The organism is Brevundimonas sp. CURTG3B2_SDJG (assembly GCF_057364705.1).
This window is the reverse complement of sequence record NZ_JBNFOJ010000022.1, coordinates 1-19173: the sequence shown is the minus strand read 5'-3', so window position 1 is coordinate 19173 and position 19173 is coordinate 1. Positions and strand designations below refer to the sequence as shown.

The 19173-nt window shown below is 68.8% G+C and carries 17 protein-coding genes and 2 pseudogenes; 13 read left to right on the top strand and 6 right to left on the bottom strand.

The window, feature by feature from the left end:
* The 3 genes from yidC to AC2W7C_RS02630 all read left to right on the top strand — a co-directional run.
* On the top strand, positions 1-1642 hold a 1642-nt coding region (gene yidC, locus AC2W7C_RS02640; protein WP_486000052.1), incomplete at its 5' end, for a membrane protein insertase YidC.
* 116 nt (positions 1643-1758) lie between these two features.
* Entirely contained in the window at positions 1759-2400 is a 642-nt protein-coding gene (yihA, locus tag AC2W7C_RS02635; RefSeq protein ID WP_486000051.1) for a ribosome biogenesis GTP-binding protein YihA/YsxC, read from the top strand.
* A gap of 144 nt (positions 2401-2544) precedes the next feature.
* Entirely contained in the window at positions 2545-3507 is a 963-nt protein-coding gene (locus AC2W7C_RS02630) for an alpha/beta fold hydrolase (protein ID WP_486000050.1), read from the top strand.
* Between the two features lie 264 nt (positions 3508-3771).
* Here the strand turns inward: AC2W7C_RS02630 and AC2W7C_RS02625 are convergent, their stop codons facing one another.
* The 4 genes from AC2W7C_RS02625 to AC2W7C_RS02610 all read right to left on the bottom strand — a co-directional run bounded on the left by AC2W7C_RS02625 (position 3772) and on the right by AC2W7C_RS02610 (position 7345).
* Positions 3772-4773 carry an LLM class flavin-dependent oxidoreductase gene (locus AC2W7C_RS02625; RefSeq protein ID WP_486000049.1) on the bottom strand — a complete coding sequence of 334 codons (1002 nt, stop codon included), beginning with the start codon at positions 4771-4773 and terminating at the stop codon, positions 3772-3774.
* A gap of 41 nt (positions 4774-4814) precedes the next feature.
* On the bottom strand, positions 4815-5747 hold the full coding sequence (locus AC2W7C_RS02620) for a pirin family protein (protein WP_486000048.1): 933 nt from the start codon (positions 5745-5747) through the stop codon (positions 4815-4817).
* A 117-nt stretch (positions 5748-5864) separates the two neighbouring features.
* A complete protein-coding gene (locus AC2W7C_RS02615) occupies positions 5865-6830 on the bottom strand; it encodes an NHL repeat-containing protein (RefSeq protein ID WP_486000047.1) in 966 nt (321 codons plus the stop codon).
* A 26-nt stretch (positions 6831-6856) separates the two neighbouring features.
* Positions 6857-7345, bottom strand: a complete 489-nt coding sequence (locus AC2W7C_RS02610) for an Lrp/AsnC family transcriptional regulator (protein ID WP_486000046.1) — start codon at positions 7343-7345, stop codon at positions 6857-6859.
* 147 nt (positions 7346-7492) lie between these two features.
* Between AC2W7C_RS02610 and AC2W7C_RS02605 the strand changes: the two genes are divergently transcribed.
* The 9 genes and pseudogenes from AC2W7C_RS02605 to AC2W7C_RS02565 form a co-directional block, all read left to right on the top strand.
* Positions 7493-8728, top strand: coding sequence for a thiamine pyrophosphate-dependent enzyme (locus AC2W7C_RS02605; protein WP_486000045.1), 1236 nt, complete (start codon positions 7493-7495; stop codon positions 8726-8728).
* Positions 8729-8730: 2 nt separating this feature from the next.
* Entirely contained in the window at positions 8731-9855 is a 1125-nt protein-coding gene (locus AC2W7C_RS02600) for an alpha-ketoacid dehydrogenase subunit beta (RefSeq protein WP_486000044.1), read from the top strand.
* Position 9856: 1 nt separating this feature from the next.
* Entirely contained in the window at positions 9857-10843 is a 987-nt protein-coding gene (locus AC2W7C_RS02595) for a biotin/lipoyl-containing protein (RefSeq protein WP_486000043.1), read from the top strand.
* The gene (locus tag AC2W7C_RS02590; RefSeq protein ID WP_486000054.1) at positions 10725-11567 is read left to right on the top strand and encodes a dihydrolipoamide acetyltransferase family protein; all 843 of its coding nucleotides are present in this window, start codon (positions 10725-10727) and stop codon (positions 11565-11567) included. Before AC2W7C_RS02595 ends, AC2W7C_RS02590 begins: the two co-directional genes overlap by 119 nt.
* A 97-nt stretch (positions 11568-11664) precedes the next feature.
* Entirely contained in the window at positions 11665-12117 is a 453-nt protein-coding gene (locus tag AC2W7C_RS02585; RefSeq protein ID WP_486000042.1) for a hypothetical protein, read from the top strand.
* Positions 12118-12203: 86 nt separating this feature from the next.
* Positions 12204-12650, top strand: coding sequence for a hypothetical protein (locus tag AC2W7C_RS02580; protein ID WP_486000041.1), 447 nt, complete (start codon positions 12204-12206; stop codon positions 12648-12650).
* Positions 12620-13563: pseudogene (locus AC2W7C_RS02575) on the top strand (FAD-dependent oxidoreductase); the annotation flags it as partial. The gene AC2W7C_RS02580 and the pseudogene AC2W7C_RS02575, both read left to right, overlap by 31 nt.
* The gene (locus AC2W7C_RS02570; protein ID WP_486000053.1) at positions 13552-14043 is read left to right on the top strand and encodes a hypothetical protein; all 492 of its coding nucleotides are present in this window, start codon (positions 13552-13554) and stop codon (positions 14041-14043) included. The pseudogene AC2W7C_RS02575 and the gene AC2W7C_RS02570, both read left to right, overlap by 12 nt.
* A gap of 312 nt (positions 14044-14355) precedes the next feature.
* Positions 14356-15418 (top strand): annotated as a pseudogene (locus tag AC2W7C_RS02565) (substrate-binding domain-containing protein); the annotation flags it as partial.
* Between the two features lie 195 nt (positions 15419-15613).
* Here AC2W7C_RS02565 and AC2W7C_RS02560 read toward each other — a convergent pair.
* Together AC2W7C_RS02560 and AC2W7C_RS02555 are read right to left on the bottom strand one after the other, a co-directional pair.
* Positions 15614-16699, bottom strand: a complete 1086-nt coding sequence (locus AC2W7C_RS02560) for a glycosyltransferase family 4 protein (RefSeq protein WP_486000040.1) — start codon at positions 16697-16699, stop codon at positions 15614-15616.
* Between the two features lie 73 nt (positions 16700-16772).
* Complete coding sequence (locus tag AC2W7C_RS02555) at positions 16773-17234, bottom strand: Lrp/AsnC ligand binding domain-containing protein (RefSeq protein ID WP_486000039.1); 462 nt, start codon at positions 17232-17234, stop codon at positions 16773-16775.
* 108 nt (positions 17235-17342) lie between these two features.
* Between AC2W7C_RS02555 and putA the strand changes: the two genes are divergently transcribed.
* Positions 17343-19173, top strand: a 1831-nt coding sequence (gene putA, locus AC2W7C_RS02550) for a bifunctional proline dehydrogenase/L-glutamate gamma-semialdehyde dehydrogenase PutA (RefSeq protein ID WP_486000038.1), incomplete at its 3' end; no start/stop codon positions are given.

Here is a 19173-nt window from a genome sequence, read left to right as displayed (position 1 = left end):
CGGCGCCGCGCCGTCGTCCAGCGCCCCGGTGTTCACCACCGACCGGCGGGCCGCGCTGGGCACGGGCCCCCGCGTCCGGATCCAGACCCCGACGCTGACCGGCTCGATGTCGCTGACCGGCGCGCGGATCGACGATCTGTTCCTGACCCGCTACCGCGAGACGATCGACAAGGACTCGCCCGCGGTCGAGCTGTTCCGCCCCGAGGGCATGCGCCACGCCTACCAGGCCCTGTTCGGCTGGAACGGCCCGAACGTGCCCGGCGGCGTCCCTGGCCCGACCACGCCGTGGCGGCTGACGGAAGGGGCGACCCTGACCCCGACCACCCCGGTCACCCTGACCTGGGACAACGGCGCGGGCCTGCGCTTCACGCGCCGGGTGTCGATCGACGACCAGTACATGTTCACCGTGACCGACACCGTCGCCAACTTCGGCGCTCAGGCGATCACCCTGGCGCCGTGGGGACGCGTCGAGCGCCAGGGCGTGCCCGACGGCCTGGGCCGCACCCAGCTGCTGCACGAGGGCGGCATCGGCACCTTCGGAGCCGATGGGAACTATTCAACCGAGCAGCTGAAGTACCAAGCCTGGGCCAAGAAGCCGGTCCAGGAGCATGAATCGACCGGCGGCTGGCTGGGCATCACCGACAAGTACTGGCTGGCCGCCCTGATCCCGGCCCAGGACGAGAAGATCGAGGCCGCCTTCCGCGTCACCGACGCCGCCCACGCCGACATCCACTCGGCGACCATGATGGGCCAGGCGCGCACCATCGCGCCGAACCGCCAGATCACCGAGACCACCCGCCTGTTCGCCGGCGCCAAGCGCAACGAGATTCTGTCCGGCTACGAGAAGAGCCTGGGCCTGCCGCGCTTCGTCTATGCGATCGACTGGGGCTTCCTGTTCTTCCTGACCCGCCCGATCTTCCTGCTGATCGAGTTCTTCTACGGCATCCTGGGCAATTTCGGCCTGGCCATCCTGGCCCTGACGCTGACCGTTCGCCTGATCATGTTCCCGCTGGCCAACAAGAGCTACGAGAGCATGTCGAAGATGCGCAACCTCCAGCCCAAGATGGAGGAGATCAAGAAGAAGCATCCCGACGACGCGGCCAAGCAGCAACAAGAACTGATGGCGCTGTACCAGAAGGAGAAGATCAATCCTCTGGCGGGCTGCCTTCCGCTGCTGCTGCAGATCCCGGTCTTCTACGCCGTCTACAAGATGCTGTTCGTGACCATCGAGATGCGTCACCAGCCGTTCTTCGGCTGGATCCGCGACCTCTCGGCCAAGGATCCGACCACGATCTGGAACCTGTGGGGCCTGATCCCCTGGGATCCGGCGACCGTGCCGCTGCTGGGGCCGCACCTGACCGGGACCTTCGCGCTGAGCGTCCTGGCGATCGTCTACGGCCTGACCATGTGGCTGCAGATGGCCATGAGCCCGCCGGCGCCCGATCCCATGCAGCGCCGCATCTTCCAGCTGATGCCGGTGGTGTTCACCTTCATCATGGCGACCTTCCCGGCCGGCCTGCTGATCTACTGGGCCTGGTCCAACGTGCTGACCATCTTCCAGCAGTACATCATCATGCACCGCTTCAAGGCCGAGAACCCGATCGACACCTTCCTGGCCCGATTCAAGAAGGCGAAGGCCTGATCAATCGTCATCGCCGGGCTTGTCCCGGCGATCCATGAACGCGAACGTCCGGTTTGGCTTTCCGGCGACGGTGAGCCGGGATCCCCGGCACAAGGCTGGGGATGACGGAGAGAACGATGGACGACTTCACTGACGAAGAGCTGGAGCAGGCGCGCATCCTGTTCGCCCGCCCGGCGACCTTCGTCATGGGGTGCGCCAAGATCGAGCAACTGCCCGATCCGGACCTGCCCGAGATCGCCTTCGCGGGCCGGTCCAACGTGGGCAAGTCCAGCCTGATCAATGGCCTGGTCGGCATGTCCAAGCTGGCCCGGGCCTCCAATGAGCCGGGGCGCACGCGCGAGGTCAACTTCTTCGACCTGGACGGCAAGATGCGGCTGGTCGACCTGCCCGGCTACGGCTGGGCCAAGGCGTCCAAGTCGACGGTGAAGAAGTTCCAGGACCTGGGCCGCGACTACCTGCGCGGCCGGGTGACCCTGAAACGGGTCTATCTGCTGATCGACAGCCGCCATGGCCTGAAGAAGGTGGACGACGAGGCTCTGGACGCGCTGGACCTGGCCGCCGTCAGCTATCAGATCGTCCTGACCAAGGCCGACAAGCTGAAGAAGGGCGAGGGCGAGAAGGTCGCCGCCGCCACACTCAAGGCCATCGCCAAGCGCCCGGCCGCCTTCCCGGCGGTGATCCTGACCTCGGCCGAGAAGGGCGAAGGCCTGCCCGAGCTGCGGGCCGAGATCATGCGTACGACCGGCGTGGAGCTCTAGCCCCCGCTCATCCCCGCGAAAGCGGGGACCCAGTGCTTTGGGCGACGAGGCGATGCTAGGGTTCCCTGACCCAGGTCCCTGAACGCCGGTGTTTCAGCGACAGAACTGGGTCCCCGCTTTCGCGGGGATGAGCGGAGAAAGAGTTTGCGGACCCGCGACATCCAGACCGACGGCCTGACCCAGCGGATTCTCGAGGCCGGCTCCGGCCCGCTGGTCCTGCTGATCCACGGCTTCCCCGAGCTCGGCGTCAGCTGGCGAGCGCAGGTCCAGGCCCTGGCGGACGCCGGCTACCACGCCGTCGCGCCGGACATGCGAGGCTATGGCGGGACCGACAAGCCGGAGGACCGTGACGCCTATTCCATCCTGAACCTGGTCGGCGACATGGTCGATCTGGTTCGGGCGCTGGGTCAGACGTCCTGCGTGGTCGTGGGCCACGACTGGGGCGCGCCGGTGGCCTGGCACTGCGCCCTGATGCGGCCGGACCTGTTCCGCGCCGTCGTCGGCCTGTCGGTGCCGTTCCAGCCGCGCCGGCCCAAGGGGCCGCCGACCGTGGCGATGGCCGCGATCACCAAGCGGGCGGGGCTGGGCGACCTGTATATCAACCGTTTCCAGGCGCCGGACGCCCACGAGCCTTTCGACGCCGATCCCGAGACCGCCCTGCGCAGGATGATCTACGCCTTCGACGGCTCAACGCCGGCGGAGCGGCAGTCCACCGGCTTCATGCCGGAAGGCGTCAGCCTGATGGACTCCATCGCCGAGGACGCGACCCTGCCGCCCTGGCTGACCCCGGAGCATTTCCAGGAGTATGTGCAGGCCTTCGCGAATGGCGGCTTCAAGCGGCCGGTGGACTGGTACCGCAACCTGGACCGCAACTGGGCTCTGACGGCCTTCCTCCAGGACCAGCGCATCCCTCAGCCGGCGTTCTTCATCGTCGGCGAGCGCGATCCGGTCCGCCACTATGCGGGCCAGCATGAGGCGGGACTGAAGGACTGGGCCCCAGACCTGCGCGGTTCGCACGTCCTTGCGGGCGCCGGGCATTGGCTTCAGCAAGAGAGGCCCTCCGAGGTCAACGGCCTGCTTCTGGGCTTCCTGAAGAGCCTGGACTGAGGCCGCGGGTGAACCCGGACTTCGCTCCGGCAGCCCAGCTTGCGCGCTTCACGGCAGAACCGCTTGGCCAGCCGGACGGCCTGGCCGCGCGTGGGCACGCGGGCCCTGCAGCCGCGCACCTGGACGACCCAGTGGTCGTCCTCCGGCAGGACTTCATAGAGACGAGGGGCGAGGGACGAATAGGGCATGAGCGCAGAGTGCGCCCGCCCCGCGTAACCTCGCCATATCGAACCGCAGGATCGACGTAAGGCCCGCGTACGGGCGTCAGGCCGCCCGCGCGGTCAGGCCCTCGACGGCCTCGGCGGTGACCTCGAGGCTGCGCACCCGGGCGTCGAGGTCGTGGATCATGCCGGTGACCATCACCTCGTCGACGCCGGTTAGGGCGATGAACTCGCGCAGCTTGGCCCGCACGGTGTCGACAGCGCCGATGGCGGCGTAGGTCAGCCGGCTTTCGACCGCCGCCAGCTGACGGGCGTCCAGCACCGTGTGGATGTCGTCCACCGGCGGCTTCAGCCGGCCCGGCTTGCCGGTCACCACCGCGGCGAAGGCCTGCTGCATCGAGGTGGACAGCCGCTGCGCCTCGGCGTCCGTATCGGCCGCGAAGACGTTGAACGCCGCCATCGCATAGGGTTCGGCCAGCTGCTTCGACGGCCGGAAACCGGCGCGGTAGGTCTGCAGCGCCTGCAGAAGCAGTTCCGGCGCGAAATGGCTGGCGAAGGCGAAGGGCAGGCCCAGGTGCGCGGCCAGCTCCGCGCTGAACAGGCTGGAGCCGAGCAGCCAGATCGGCACCTTGGATCCCGCGCCCGGCCAGGCGGTGACGCGCTGCCCCTCGACCGGGTCGTTCAGGAAGGCCTGGAGCTCCATCACGTCGCGGGGGAACTGGTCGGCGGCCTCGAAATAGCGACGCAGCGCGCGGGCGGTCTCTCCGTCGGTGCCGGGCGCGCGGCCCAGGCCCAGGTCGATGCGGCCCGGATGCAGGGCCTCCAAGGTGCCGAACTGCTCGGCGACGATCAGGGGGGCGTGGTTGGGCAGCATGACTCCGCCCGAGCCGATGCGGATGGTTGTGGTCGCCGCCGCCACATGGGCCAGGGCCACGGCGGTGGCCGCGCTGGCGATCCCGGGCATGTTGTGATGCTCGGCCAGCCAGAAGCGCCTGAAGTCCAGCCGCTCGGCGGCGCGCGCCAGCTCGGCGGTTTCCAGAAGGGCGCGGCGCGCGTCTCCGCCCTCCACGATGGGCGACAGGTCGAGCACGGAGAAAGCGGTCATGCCCCGCCAGATCGGAGCGCCGAGGCCTCAGTTCAAGACTGTCACACCGGATGTGTCGGTTCGGGCTTGGCCGGAGCCGGCTCCGGCGTGGCCGGAACGTCGGGCAGGGGGATGAACTCCAGGTCGTCGTCCTTGGGCAGAGCCATGCGTCCCGCCTTCCAGTCGGCCTTGGCCGCGTCGATCTTGTCCTGCGAGGAGGAGACGAAATTCCACCAGATCACCCGCGGCCCCACGGGTTCGCCGCCCAGCACCATGACGGTGGAGGGTTTGATCGCCTTGATCGTCGGCTCGGCCGACGGCTCCAGCACGATCATCTGGCCTTCCAGGAAGACGCGGTCGCCGATCTCGATCTCGCCCTTCACGACGTAGAGCGCGCGTTCGGAGTAGCCCCCTGCGCCCCTCCCTGGCGGCGGCGCGGTGCGCACGCCTTCGGCCAGCTCCCAGTGGACGTAGAACAGGGGCGACGAGACCGGCACGCCGGCCTTGGCGCCATAGGCCTCGCCGGCCACCAGCCGCGCGAACAGGCCGCCGTTCTCATAGGTCGGTTGGTCGGCCTCTCCGTGGTGATGGAAGGCGGGATCGGCGTCCTCGTGCTCGGTCGGCAGGGCGACCCAGGCCTGCATGCCGTGCATGGCCCCGCCCTGGCTCTTTTTCAGCGGATCGGTGCGTTCGGAATGGACGATGCCCTTGCCGGCGGTCATCCAGTTCACCTCGCCGGGCCGGATCGCCTGGACCGCGCCGGTGTTGTCGCGGTGCATGATCTCGCCCTCGAACAGATAGGTCAGGGTCGACAGGCCGATATGCGGATGCGGGCGGACGTTGACCGCCTCCGAGCCTGGCGCGAACTCCGCCGGCCCCATGTGGTCCAGGAAGATGAACGGCCCGACCATGCGCCGGGCGTGGAACGGCAGGATGCGGCCGACCTCGAACCCGCCCAGGTCCTTGCGCCGCGCGTCGATCACCATTTCGATCATAGTCTGTCGCCCCTCGAACCCGAACCCTGGTCGAGCATCGCCTCAAGCGGGCAGGCTTGCAATGCCGCTCCGCCTTGAACGGGCAGGCGATTTCGCTCCCGCGTCTGACGGGCGACGCTAGAGCGGGAGGCGGCTGATCACCGCCGGGGCGGGGGTGTCGGTCTTTGGCCGCCCGTCCGGGCCGAAGTCGGTCCACTGGCTGCGCGACACGAAGACCAAGCTGTCGCCCTCGATGAACCCAGTAGTCGGCTCCTCCAGCGGCGCGCCTTCCAGCACCGCCTCGCTGCCGGCGACCGCGCTCCAGTCCTCCGACAGGGTCAGGCGCAGAATCCGATGCGTGCGCGTGCCGTTCTGGACGGCGATGATCGTGTCGCCATGGCGCGCCAGACCGTCGATCCCCCGCAGCTCGACGCCCTCAGGCGCGGCCAGGGGCGTGAAGGCGTCGGCCGCATAGTCGCGACGGCTGTAGCCTTGCGAAAGGTCGAGCCGGTGCACACCCGTTCGGTAGTCGGAGAAGACCAGCCACCGCCCGTCCGCCGACACCGCCATCCCTTGCGGCGAGCCGGTCGGCGGCAGCGCGGCCAGCACCTCAAGCCTCGCCGCGCCGGGCGCCAGCACCAGGATTTGCTGCGCCTTGGTGTCGCCGACGAAGACCGCGCCATCCGGTCCGACGGCGATGTCGCCGAAGGCGTGGTCCGGTCCCTCCGCGGTGAAGGTGGCGGTCGCCTCGCCTGTGTGGGCATCCAGCCGGATCAGTTCCCCCGGCCGGTCGGCTTGGCCATCGATGTTCGAAGGCGAGGACGCGACCCACAGGACGCCGCGCGCCGGGTCGGCCGCGAGGCCGAACATCGCCTGACGGCCTTCGGGGCCGAAGGGCGTCAGGGCGCCGTCCGGCGCGACCCGTCGGAGCACGCCCCACTTCACCGAGGACAGCACCAGCGCGCCGTCGGCATCGCGGGCGACGCCCTCGATCAGCCAGGGGTGGTCGTTCGTGACGGCCAGGGTTTCCAGAGATTGCGCTGATGCGAGAGGGGCGACTCCGGTCAGCGCCAAACCCACAACGGCTCCCACCCAGCGACGCATGGCCCGATCTCCCCCTTGGCCCGATCCTAGCCGACGTGGGGCGTCACGATGCCGAGCGGCAAGGACGTCACGTTCTTCACGCCCCGGGTGACGATGTGGCTCTCGCAGTCCGAGACGATGCCCAGGTCCAGCAGCTTCTCGCGCAGGAAGCGGTCGAAGGCGTGCATGTCCGAGGTGATGATCCTCAGCACATAGTCCTCGCGGCCGGTGATGGTGGCGCATTGCACCACTTCCGGCCAGGCGGCCACGGCCTGCTCGAACGCGGCCAGGTTCTGCGCCGACGGCAGGCTCAGCTTGACGATAGCGTAGACCTCGAAGTCCAGGCCCAGCTTCTCGGCGTCCAGCAGGGTCACCCGCTTGCGGATGAAGCCCGTGTCCTCCAACCTCTTGATGCGGCGCCAGCAGGGCGAGGCGGACAGACCGACACGGTCGGCGACCTCGGCGACCGACAGTCCGGCGTCCTGCTGCAGGATGTCCAGGATGCGGGCGTCGACGGGATCCAGCTCGTCAGCCAAGGCGTTTCTCCGATATTGTTATTGACGCAATAAAATACCGGCAAACCGCCTAAGGCAAGGTCGAAATCGAGCGAGCCTTCGCACGCGCCTCGTGCTAGACGGCGCTGAAGAGGAAACGCGGTCGGATCAACCGGACAGCAGGACGGAATGAAGAAGCCCAATACGCAACCGCTCAGCTTGCGCGTGCCCGAGCCCTCGGGCCGTCCGGGCGACACGCCCGACTTCAGCCATCTGAAGCTGGACGCCGCCGGCGCCGTGGACCGGCCGTCGGTGTCGTCCGCGCCGTTCGAGATGCGCGACCACGCCTTCAGGCTGGTCCGGGTGTTGGACGACCAGGGTCAGGCCGTCGGCCCGTGGAACCCCAAGCTGGACGCCGAGACGATGCGGCGCGGTCTGAAGGCCATGATCCTGACGCGCGCCTTCGACGACCGGATGCATCGCGCCCACCGCCAGGGCAAGACCAGCTTCTACATGAAGTGCACCGGCGAAGAGGCCATCGCGGTCGCCCAGGGCATGATCCTGAGCCGCGAGGACATGGGCTTCCCCACCTATCGCCAGCAGGGCCTGCTGATCTCGCGCGGCTATCCGCTGGTCGAGATGATGAACCAGATCTATTCGAACGCGGCGGACCCGATCAAAGGCCGCCAACTGCCGATCATGTACTCATCCAAGGAGTACGGCTTCTTCACCATCTCGGGAAACCTGGGCACCCAGGTGCCGCAGGCCGTGGGCTGGGCCATGGCCAGCGCCTACAAGGGCGACGACAAGATCGCCATCAGCTGGATCGGCGACGGCGCCACGGCCGAGGGCGACTTCCACAACGCCCTGACCTTCGCGGCCGTCTACCGGGCGCCCGTGATCCTGAACATCGTCAACAATCAGTGGGCCATCAGCTCCTTCCAGGGCATCGCCGGCGGGCTGGAGACCACCTTCGCATCCAAGGCCATCGGCTACGGCCTTCCGGCGCTGCGCGTCGACGGCAACGACTTCCTGGCCGTCTGGGCCGCCACCCAATGGGCCGAGGAGCGGGCGCGGACCAATCAGGGCGCGACGGTCATCGAGCTGTTCACCTACCGCGGCGCCCCCCACTCGACCTCGGACGACCCCAGCCGCTACCGGCCGGGCGACGAGCACGAGAAATGGCCGCTGGGCGATCCCATCGCCCGCCTGAAGCAGCATCTGATCGCGCTGGGCGAATGGTCCGACGCCCAGCAGGAAGAGGCCGAGAAGGACGCGGTCGAACAGGTCCGCGCCGCCGGCAAGGCCTCCGAGGCGATCGGCACCCTGGGTCAGTCGCGCGCCAGCGTGAAGACCATGTTCGAGGACGTCTACGCCACCGAGGATTGGCGGATCACCGAACAGCGGCGCGAGGTGGGAGTCTGACCATGACCGATCAAACCACCTTCACCGAGGCCGACCGCGCCGACGGCATCGAACCCGACATGGTCGACGCCAAGCACGCGCCGAAATCGACCGCGCCGGCCAACGGCGTCCAGCCGATGAACATGATCCAGGCGCTCAACTCGGCCATCGACGTCAAGATGGCCGAGGATCCGAACGTCCTGTCGTTCGGCGAGGACGCCGGCTATTTCGGCGGCGTCTTCCGGGTCACGGACCAGCTGCAGCAGAAGCACGGCCTGACCCGCAGCTTCGACGCCCCGATCAGCGAATGCGGCATCGTCGCCGCCGCCATCGGCATGGGCGCCTACGGCCTGCGGCCCGTCGTCGAGATCCAGTTCGCCGACTACATCTACCCGGCCTACGACCAGATCGTTTCGGAAGCCGCCAAGCTGCGCTACCGCTCGGCCGGGCAGTTCACGTCTCCGATCACCATCCGCAGCCCCTACGGCGGCGGCATCTTCGGCGGACAGACCCACAGCCAGAGCCCCGAGAGCCTGTTCACCCACATCGCCGGCCTGAAGGTCGTGATCCCGTCCAACCCGTACGACGCCAAGGGACTGCTGACCGCGGCGATCGAGGACGACGATCCGGTCATCTTCTTCGAGCCCAAGCGCCTGTACAACGGCCCGTTCGACGGCTGGCACGAAAAGCCGGTCTCGCCCTGGAAGGCCCAGGACCTGGCCCAGGTCCCGACCGGCAAATACGTCGAGCCCATCGGCAAGGCGCGGGTGATGAAGGAAGGTTCGGACGTCACCATCCTGGCCTACGGCACCATGGTCTGGGTCAGCCTGGCCGGCGCCGAACACGCCGGCGTCGACGCCGAGGTCATCGACCTGCGCACCCTCGTGCCGCTCGACATCGAGGCCATCGAGGCCTCGGTGACGAAGACCGGCCGCTGCGTCATCGTGCACGAGGCGCCTAAGACCTCGGGCTTCGGCGGCGAACTGTCGGCCCTAGTCCAGGAGCGCTGCTTCTATCACCTGGAGGCGCCGATCGCGCGCGTGACCGGCTGGGACACGCCCTATCCGCACGCCTTCGAGTGGGAATACTTCCCCGGTCCGCAGCGCGTGGCCGACGCCCTGAAAGCCGTCATGAGCGGGGGTCGCTGAGATGGGTCGTTTCGTCTTCAAGCTGCCCGACGTGGGCGAAGGCACCGCCGAGGCCGAGCTGGTCGGCTGGCACGTGAAGGTCGGCGACGTGGTCGCGGAGGACCAGATCGTCGCCGACGTCATGACCGACAAGGCGACGGTGGAGATCACCGCGCCCGTCTCGGGCAAGGTCGTCACCATCCATGGCGAGCCCGGCCAGATGATCCCCGTGCGCGGCCCCCTGGTCGAGTTCGAGGTCGAGGGGGCGGGGAACGCGTCCGAGGTTGAGACGCCGCCCCCCTCGAACCCTGCTGCGCAGGCTTCGGTCCCCCTGGAAGGGGGACAATCCGCCGTCGCCGTTCCTCCCCCTGCGGGGGAGGGGGACCGCGAAGCGGCGGAGGGGCGGCAAATCGAGACTCCGTCCGGCGCCAACTACGTCTTCAAACTGCCCGACGTAGGCGAAGGCACCGCCGAGGCCGAACTGGTCGGCTGGCACGTCGAGGTCGGAGACGCCGTTTCCGAGGACCAGATCCTGGCCGATGTGATGACCGACAAGGCCACCGTCGAGATCACCTCCCCGGTCTCGGGCGTGGTCGTGGCCTTGCACGGCGACGCGGGACAGCAGGTCCCCGTCGGTGGGCCGCTGGTCTCGTTCAAGGTCGAGGGCAAGGGGAACGTGGTCGAGGCGCCGCCCCCCTCGAAGCCCGCTCCGCAGGCTTCGGTCCCCCTGGAAGGGGGACAACCCACCGTCGCCGTTCCTCCCCCGTCGGGGAAGGGGGACCGTCCGAAGCCGCAGGCGAGGATGGTGGGGGGCGCCCGCCGCGCGCGCCCTCTCCGACCGCAATCAGCGTCCGCTCGCCTCTCCCGCCGTGCGCAACCGCGCCCGCGACCTGGGCGTCGAACTGCAGTTCGTGCCCGGCTCGGGCCCGGCCGGCCGCATCGAGCACGCCGACCTGGACGCCTATGTCGCCTCCGGCGGCCATGGATCGTCCGCAGCCGGATCGTCTAGCGGCTCGACCTACGCCAAAGCCGAGGGAACGACAGAGGTCCGCATCATCGGCCTGCGCCGCAAGATCGCCGAGAAGATGGCCGAGAGCGTGCGCCGCATCCCCCACATCACCTACGTCGAGGAGATCGACGTCACGGCGCTGGAGGAGCTGCGGGCCCACCTGAACGCTCAGGCTAAGGCGACCGGCAAGCCCAAGCTGAACGTCCTGCCCTTCATCGCCCGCGCCATCGTCGTGGCCCTGCGCGACCAGCCGACGATCAACAGCTGGTACGACGACGAGGCCGGCGTCCTGACGACGCACAACCCCGTGCACCTGGGCATCGCCGCCCAGACGCCCAACGGCCTGATGGTGCCCGTGGTCCGTCACGCCGAGGCCCGGGATCCCTACGACACCGCCCTCGAAATCGCCCGTGTCTCGGGCGCGGCCAAGGACGGCTCCGCCAAGCGCGAGGAGCTTTCGGGCTCGACCATCACCATCACCTCGTTGGGGACGTTGGGCGGCATCACCCACACGCCCATCATCAACCACCCCGAGGTCGCCATCGTCGGCCCCAACAAGATCCAGGAACGGGTCGTGGTTCGCGACGGCCAGATGGTGGTGCGCAAGATGATGAACCTGTCGTCGTCCTTCGATCACCGCATCGTCGACGGCCACGACGCGGCGGTCTTCGTGCAGCGCATCAAGGGCCTGCTGGAGCATCCCGCCACCTTATGGATGGGGTGAGGTCGTGCGGAACTCCGACCAGTTTCGTCAGTGGCGCGGAAGGCGCGGCGGGCGTGAGATGGGCGGATTTCCAACGATCGTCGTCCAGGGAGCTGTCATGACCGTCCTGAACCGCAAGAGCCTGTTCCTCGTGGCGGCCGCAGCCGCGGCCTTGGGCGCCTCGCCCGCGCTGGCGTGCATCGGCGAGCCGCCGCCGCCGCTTCCTCTGGTCCGGGCCGACGGGCCGGCGTTGCTGATCGGGCGTGTGGTTCAGGTCGAGGCCGATCCGACGCCGGAGCGCACCGAGCGGTTTGAGATCTTCAACGCGACGGCCACGGTGCAGCGGCTGGAAGCGCTTCAGGGAGAGCCGGCGGAGTCCTACCGCGTGACCGGCGCCGTACGCGTCCTCGTCCTGACTCAGCCGTCTCCGATGTACTGCGGCGACTTTCTGCACCTGAACGCGGGAGACGTGGTGTTCGCCATGGAGCGTCCCGACGGCACGCTCCGCGTTTTCGACCCGCCGGCTGAATTCCTTCCGCGCCTCGAAGCCTATCGAACCCCCGCGCCGTGACCCGCCATGTGCAGCAGATGGCGTTCGTCGACACGCCGGTGGCGGAGCGGCTGATGCGCTTCATCGACAGCGCGGCGCGATAGGCGATGACGTTCAAGGGCCTCATGATCGCCGCCGTCCTGGCCGCCTTCACGGCGACGCCCTCGTGGGCGTGTTCCGTCGGCAAGATGAGTCCAGCGGAGCTGCGGGCCGAGCAGGCGCGGGACCTGCGCGAAGCCGACCTGGTCTTCCTCGCCCGGGTGACCGGCCAGAGCATGTCGGACGACCCGGAGTTGAATGTCGTTCTGCTAGAGCCGACCGAACGGGTGATGGGCGGCCGGGACCTGCCCGAGCGTCTGGCGGTCGCCGTCTTCTTCTGCCTTCCCCTGCCTCCGGTCGGCGAGACCCAGGTGATCCTGATGCGGTCCGCCGACGTCTCCGCCGCGCCTGATCGAACCAGCCCCGTGCTGGGCTATTACCCCGTTTCAGACATCCGCCATTCCCGCCTGCGCCAACGTGTGGAATGGGCCCTGCAAAGAGCGAACAACGAATGACCCAGACCCTGAAGACCAAAGTCCTGATCATCGGCGCCGGCACGGGCGGCTATGTGGCGGGCATCCGTTGCGGCCAGCTGGGCCTCGACACCGTGCTGGTGGACGGCGGCGACGGCCTGGGCGGGACCTGCCTGAACGTCGGCTGCATTCCGTCCAAGGCCATCATCCACGCCGCGGGCAAGTTCGAGACGGTCTCCAAGGCCGCCGCCGGCGGCACGCTGGGCATCACCGCCTCCAAGCCGGCCATCGACCTGAAGGAAACGGTGGCGTGGAAGGATGGCGTCGTTCGAAAGCTGAACAACGGCGTCGCGGCCTTGCTGAAGAAGGCCAAGGTCAAGGTCATCAAGGGTTGGGCGACCTTCTCGGACGCCAAGACCTGCACGGTGAAGACCGGCGACGGCGACATCACGATCTCGGCCGAGCACGTCATCCTAGCCACCGGCTCGGACCCGGTCGAACTGCCGTTCCTGAAGTTCGGCGGCGACATCATCTCCTCGACCGAAGCCCTTTCGCTGGACAAGGTCCCCGGCAAGCTGGTCGTCGTCGGCGGCGGCTACATCGGGCTGGAGCTGGGCATCGCCTACCGCAAGCTGGGCGCCGAGGTGGCCATCGTCGAGATGGCGACCGCCTGCTGCCGCTCTACGACAAGGCCCTGACCGATCCGGTCGCGAAGTGGCTGGAGAAGCACGGCGTCGAACTGCATCTGGGCGCCAAGGCCGGGTCGTTCGAGAAGGGCGCGCTGAACGTCACCGCCAAGGACGGGACCGCCCTCAAGCTGAAGGCCGACAAGGTGCTCGTCACCGTCGGCCGCAAGCCGCGCACGCAAGGCTGGGGCCTGGAAAACATGGGCGTGGCCATGGCCGGCCCGTTCGTGAAGATCGACGACCGCTGCGCGACGTCGATGAAGAACGTCTGGGCTGTCGGCGATCTGACCGGCGAGCCGATGCTGGCCCACAAGGGGTCGGCCCAGGGCGAGGTCGTCGCCGAGATCATCGCCGGTCATGACCGCCGCTTCGATCCCGTCACCATCGCGGCCGTCTGCTTCACCGAGCCTGAGATCGTCTCCGCCGGCTTGGGGCCGCAGGACGTCGAGGGCCGCGACGACGTCATCCAGGCGGTCTTCCCCCTGATGGCCATCGGCCGCGCCCTGGCCATCGAGGCCGGCGAGGACGGCGGCTTCGTGCGGGTGATCGCCTCCAAGACGGATCACCGCCTGCTGGGCGTCCAGGCCGTCGGCCAGCACGTGTCCGAGATGTCCAACAGCTTCGCCCAGATGCTGGAGATGGGCGCGGTGCTGGAGGACGTCGCCGGCGTCATCCACGTCCACCCGACGCTGGGCGAGGCGTTCCACGAGGCGTCGCTGCGGGCCCTGGGGCACGCCATCCATATCTAAGGGGCGCTATCGCTCGCGACACGGTCGCTCGCTGCTTGAGCGCCCTTCCTGTTTGCTTTCGTCATCCCGGGGGCGCGTAGCGAACCCCGGGACCCAGCGGCGCCGGACGTTCGCGTAGCGAGCGGAAGGCGACCGGTCCGCGAGAGCGACGCGTGACAGCTTCGCGCTCTCGCGCGCCGCTGGGTCCCGGCCTTCGCCGGGATGACGAAAGACGAGAGATGGACGTCGCCAAACCGTCACATCAGCGTCGGCCTCCCCGTCACAAACCTCTGGTCTAAGCGCGACGACCTTGGCTTTGTCCGGAGACTGACGATGACCCGCACCCTGCTCGCCGCCGCCTCGGCGGCCGCCCTGATCGCGCTCGGCGCCTGCGGCGACAACGCCGGCGCGCCCGGCTCGCAAGCCACTCGCGCGGGCATCTGGGCCGCGGGCTCCTCGACGGTCTTCCCATTCGCGACCCGCGTGGCCGAGAACTTTTCGCGCACCTCGGGCGCGCGCGCCGCGCATCGAATCGCTGGGCACCGGCGGCGGGATCAAGGCCTTCTGCTCGGGCGTCGGCCCGACCACCCCGGATATCGCCAACGCCTCGCGTCAGATGAAGAAGTCCGAGTTCGAGGAGTGCCAGAAGAACGGCGTCACCGACATCGTCGAGATCAAGATCGGCTTCGACGGCATCGTCATCGCCACGGCCCGTACCGGGAACAGCTTCAACTTCCGTCTTCAGGACATCTATCTGGGCCTGGCCAAGGAGGTCCCCGGCGCCGGCGGCGCCTTCGTCGCCAACCCGGCCACGACCTGGAACCAGGTCAACCCGGCCCTGCCGAACCAGCGCATCCAGGTCTACGGGCCGCCGCCCACCTCGGGCACCCGCGACGCCTTCCTGGAGCTGGGCATGGCCCCCGGCGCCAAGGCGCTTCCGACGCTGGCCGCCCTGGCCGAGGCGGACAAGACCCGCTTCGAGACGCTGGCCCATACGGTCCGCGAGGACAACGCCTGGGTCGACTCCGGCGAGAACGACAACGCCATCGTCCAGACCCTGACCCGCACCCCCGGCTCGCTGGGCGTGTTCGGCTTCTCGTTCCTGGAGCAGAACATGGACACGGTGAAGGCCGAGACCATCGACGGGATCGCTCCCTCGGCCGACACCATCGCCGACGGCACCTATCCGCTGGCCCGCAGCCTCTACATCTACGTCAAGAAGCAGCACGTCGGCGTGACCCCGGGCCTGGAGCAGTTCGTGCTGGAGTTCATGTCCGACGCCGCCGCCGGCCGCGGCGGCTACCTGCAGGACCGCGGCCTGGTGCCGCTGCCCGCCGACCAGCTGGCCGCCCAGCGCGCCATCGCCACGGCCCTGACGCGATGCGCGCGGCGAAGTAGGGGTTCCGGCCTCACCTCTCCATCACCCTCCAAGGCGATGGAGAGGACAGACCGCGTCAGCGGTCAGGTGAGGGCGACGCCGGCCTGGGCCGGTAGAGTTCCGATTACATCCGCAGGCGTCGCCCTCACCTGGTCGTCGCTGACGCTCCGACCTGTCCTCTCCATTCGCTTGAGGGCGAATGGAGAGGTGAGATCAAGCCGCCGCTCGCCGCCGCAGCCTGGCGATCCGGCGCAGGCGTCGCCAGAAGCGGCCCCGCTCTGGCTCGGGATAGGGCTGCAGGTTCTCCACGAACTGCTCGGCCGAGGCGCGCCAGCTGAACTTCTCGGCGTAGGCCCGCACCTGGGCCCGGTCGCACTTCAGCGCCTCCAGGCAGGCCGTGCGAAGGTCCTTGTCGATGGCGCCGGCGTTCGAACCCGGGATGATGTCGATCGGGCCGTGGGCCGGATAGGCGGCCACCGGCGTGCCCGTGGCCATGGCCTCCAGGATCACCAGGCCGAAGGTGTCGGTCCAGCTGGGGAAGACGAAGACGTCCGCGTCGCGGAAGCAGCGCGCCAGCTCCTCGCCGAACCGGGCCCCCAGGAATTTGGCGTCCGGGTACTTCTCCTGCAGCTCGGCCCGCGCCGGGCCGTCGCCGACCACGATCTTGGTGCCCGGCAGGTCGGTCTCCAGGAAGGCCTCGATGTTCTTCTCGACCGCCACCCGGCCCACGTTCAGGAAGAAGGGCCGCGGCCAGTCCTTGCCGCCCAGCTCGTCGTAGATGCGCGGCAGGTCCGGGTTGAACTGGTCGGTGTCCACGCCCCGGGTCCAGGGGGAGACGTTCCTGAACCCGTGCGCCGTCAGCTCGTCGCGCAGGGTCGGTGTGGCGACCATCAGCCGTCCCGACGGCTTGTGGAACCACTTCATGTAGGCGTAGCCGACCTGCACCGGGATCGGGAACCGGGCCGAGACATACTCGGGGAATTTGGTGTGGTAGCTGGTCGTGAACGGCAGCTTCCATTCCACGCAGATGCGGCGCGTGGCGATGCCGATCGGTCCTTCGGTGGCGATGTGCACCGCTTCGGGCTCGAAGGCGCGCAGCCGTTCGCGAATCTCTTCCTCCGCGCCCAGGGCCAGCCGGATCTCCGGATAGGTGGGGCAGGGGATGGTCTTGAACTGGCTCGGCTCGATGACCTCCACCTCATGGCCCATCGCGCGGCATTCCGCCGTGATGCGGCTCAGGGTGCGGACGACGCCGTTGACCTGGGGCTCCCAGGCGTCGGTGGCCAGAACGATGCGCATGTGTGGGCCGGGAGGCTCCGCCGTTGGTCGGGTGACGTGTCTAGCGGTTTGCGGCGGGGTTGGCGAGACGGGGTCAGAGCGGCAAGGCGGTCGTCGCCTTCACCTCTTCGAGAACGGCGTAGGTTCGCGTCTCGCGCACCCCCGGCATCCGCACCAGCACGTCGCCGAGGAAGGCGCGATAGGCGTCCATGTCGCCCACCCGCGCCTTGATCAGATAGTCGAAACCGCCCGCGACCATGTGGCACTCCAGCACCTCGGGCTGGCGGCGCACGGCCTCGGCGAAGGCGTCGAAGACGTCGCCGGTCGTCCGGTCCAGGTGCACCTCCACGAAGATCAGCAGCCCCCGGCCGACCTTGGCCGGGTCGATCAGGGCGGCGTAGCCGGTGATCACCTTGCGCTCCCTGAGCCGGCGCACGCGCTCGAAGCAGGCGGCGGCGGACAGATTGCACCGGCGGGCCAGTTCCGCGTTGGACAGGCGGCCGTCCTCCTGCAGCGCGCGCAGCAGGCGGCGATCGACGGCGTCGATAGTATCCATTGTCGCCAAGCCCTTTCGCCGAACGATCTTCGGTGTGGAAGTCTATCATACGAAGCACATTCGGCATCGTCCGCCATATATGCGCCCTGCACTCAGGACCGAACGCCCATGACGACCGCCTTCACCCCTTCGAGCGTCGCCCATTGGGATACGCTGGATCAGGGCAAGTTCGCCGACGAGACGGCCACGGTCAGGGGGCTTCTGGAGCGCGTTCCGCTGGACGCCGGCGAGCGCGCGGCCGTGCTGGGCAGCGCCGTCGACCTGGTCGAGCGCGCCCGCGCCAGCGTCAAGAAGCAGGGGGTGGTCGAAAGCTTCCTGCAGGAGTTCAGCCTGGGCACCCGCGAGGGCCTGGCCCTGATGTGCCTGGCCGAGGCCCTGCTGCGCACCCCCGACGAGGACACGCGCGACAAGCTGATCGCCGAGAAGATCGGCTCGGCCGACTGGGCGTCGCACCTGGGCCAGTCCGACAGCCTGTTCGTCAACGCCTCGACCTGGGGCCTGATGCTGACCGGCAAGCTGGTCGACGTGGACGAGGAGGCCCGCTCCGACCTGCCCGGCTTCCTCAAGCGCATCGTCGGTCGCCTGGGCGAGCCGGTGATCCGCGAGGCCGTGGCGGCAGCCGTGCGCATCATGGGCGAGCAGTTCGTCGTCGGCCGCACCATCGAGGCGGCGCTGAAGCGATCCAACAAGGAAGGCTGGCTCTGCTCCTTCGATATGCTGGGCGAGGGCGCCCGCACCGCCGCCGACGCCGAGCGCTACGAGAAGATCTACGCCGACGCCATCGAGGCGGTGGGCAAGACCGCCAAGGGCCAGGGGCCCGAGGCCGGTCACGGCGTCTCGGTCAAGCTGTCGGCCCTGTCGCCCCGCTACGAGGCCACGCATGAGGCCCGGGTCTGGGACGAGCTCTATCCCCGGGTGAAGCGCCTGGCCCTGATCGCCGCCCGGCACGACATCAACTTCACCATGGACGCCGAGGAGGCCGACCGCCTGGCCCTGTCGCTGAAGCTGCTGGACCGGTTGGCGCACGAGCCGGAGTTGGGCGACTGGAAGGGCCTGGGCTTGGCCGTGCAAGCCTATCAGAAGCGCTGCCCCGAGGTGATCCGCCGCGTCGCCGACCTGGCCCGGACCTCGGGCCGCCGCCTGATGGTCCGCCTGGTCAAGGGCGCCTATTGGGACACCGAGATCAAGCGCGCCCAGGTCATGGGCCGCACCGACTATCCGGTGTTCACGACCAAGGCCGCCACCGACCTGAACTACCTGGTCTGCGCCCGCGCCATGATCGAGGCGGCGCCGCACATCTACGCCCAGTTCGCCACCCACAACGCCCACTCCCTGGCCGCCGTGCACAGGATGGCCTCGGACCGGGGCGTGAAGATCGAGTTCCAACGCCTGCACGGCATGGGCGAGGCGCTGTACGACGCCGCCCGCGAGTCCTTCGGCCCGGTGACGGTGCGCGCCTACGCCCCCGTCGGCGGGCATGAGGACCTGCTGCCCTATCTGGTGCGCCGCCTGCTGGAGAACGGCGCCAACTCGTCGTTCGTCCACGCCCTGCTGGACGAGCGGGTGCCGGCCTCGGCCGTCGCCGCCGACCCCATCTCCGCCGTCGAGACTCACCCCGACCGCCACGCCAAGATCCCGACCCCGAAGGACATGTACATGGACCGCCAGAACTCGCTGGGCCGCGACTATTCGCAGGCCGCGGACCGCGCCCGCCACGTCGCCGCGCTGGAGAAGGTGGACAGCGAGAAGTTCACCTCCGGCCCGCTGATCGGCGGCAAGCTGAAGGCCGGGACCAATCCGCAGCCGGTGACCAATCCCTTCGACCGCAGCCAGGTCCTGGGCCATGTCTCGGAAGCGACCGAGGCCGACATCGACGCCGCCGCCGAAGCCGCGGCCGGCGCCCAGATCGCCTGGGACCGCAGGGGCGGCGCGGGCCGCG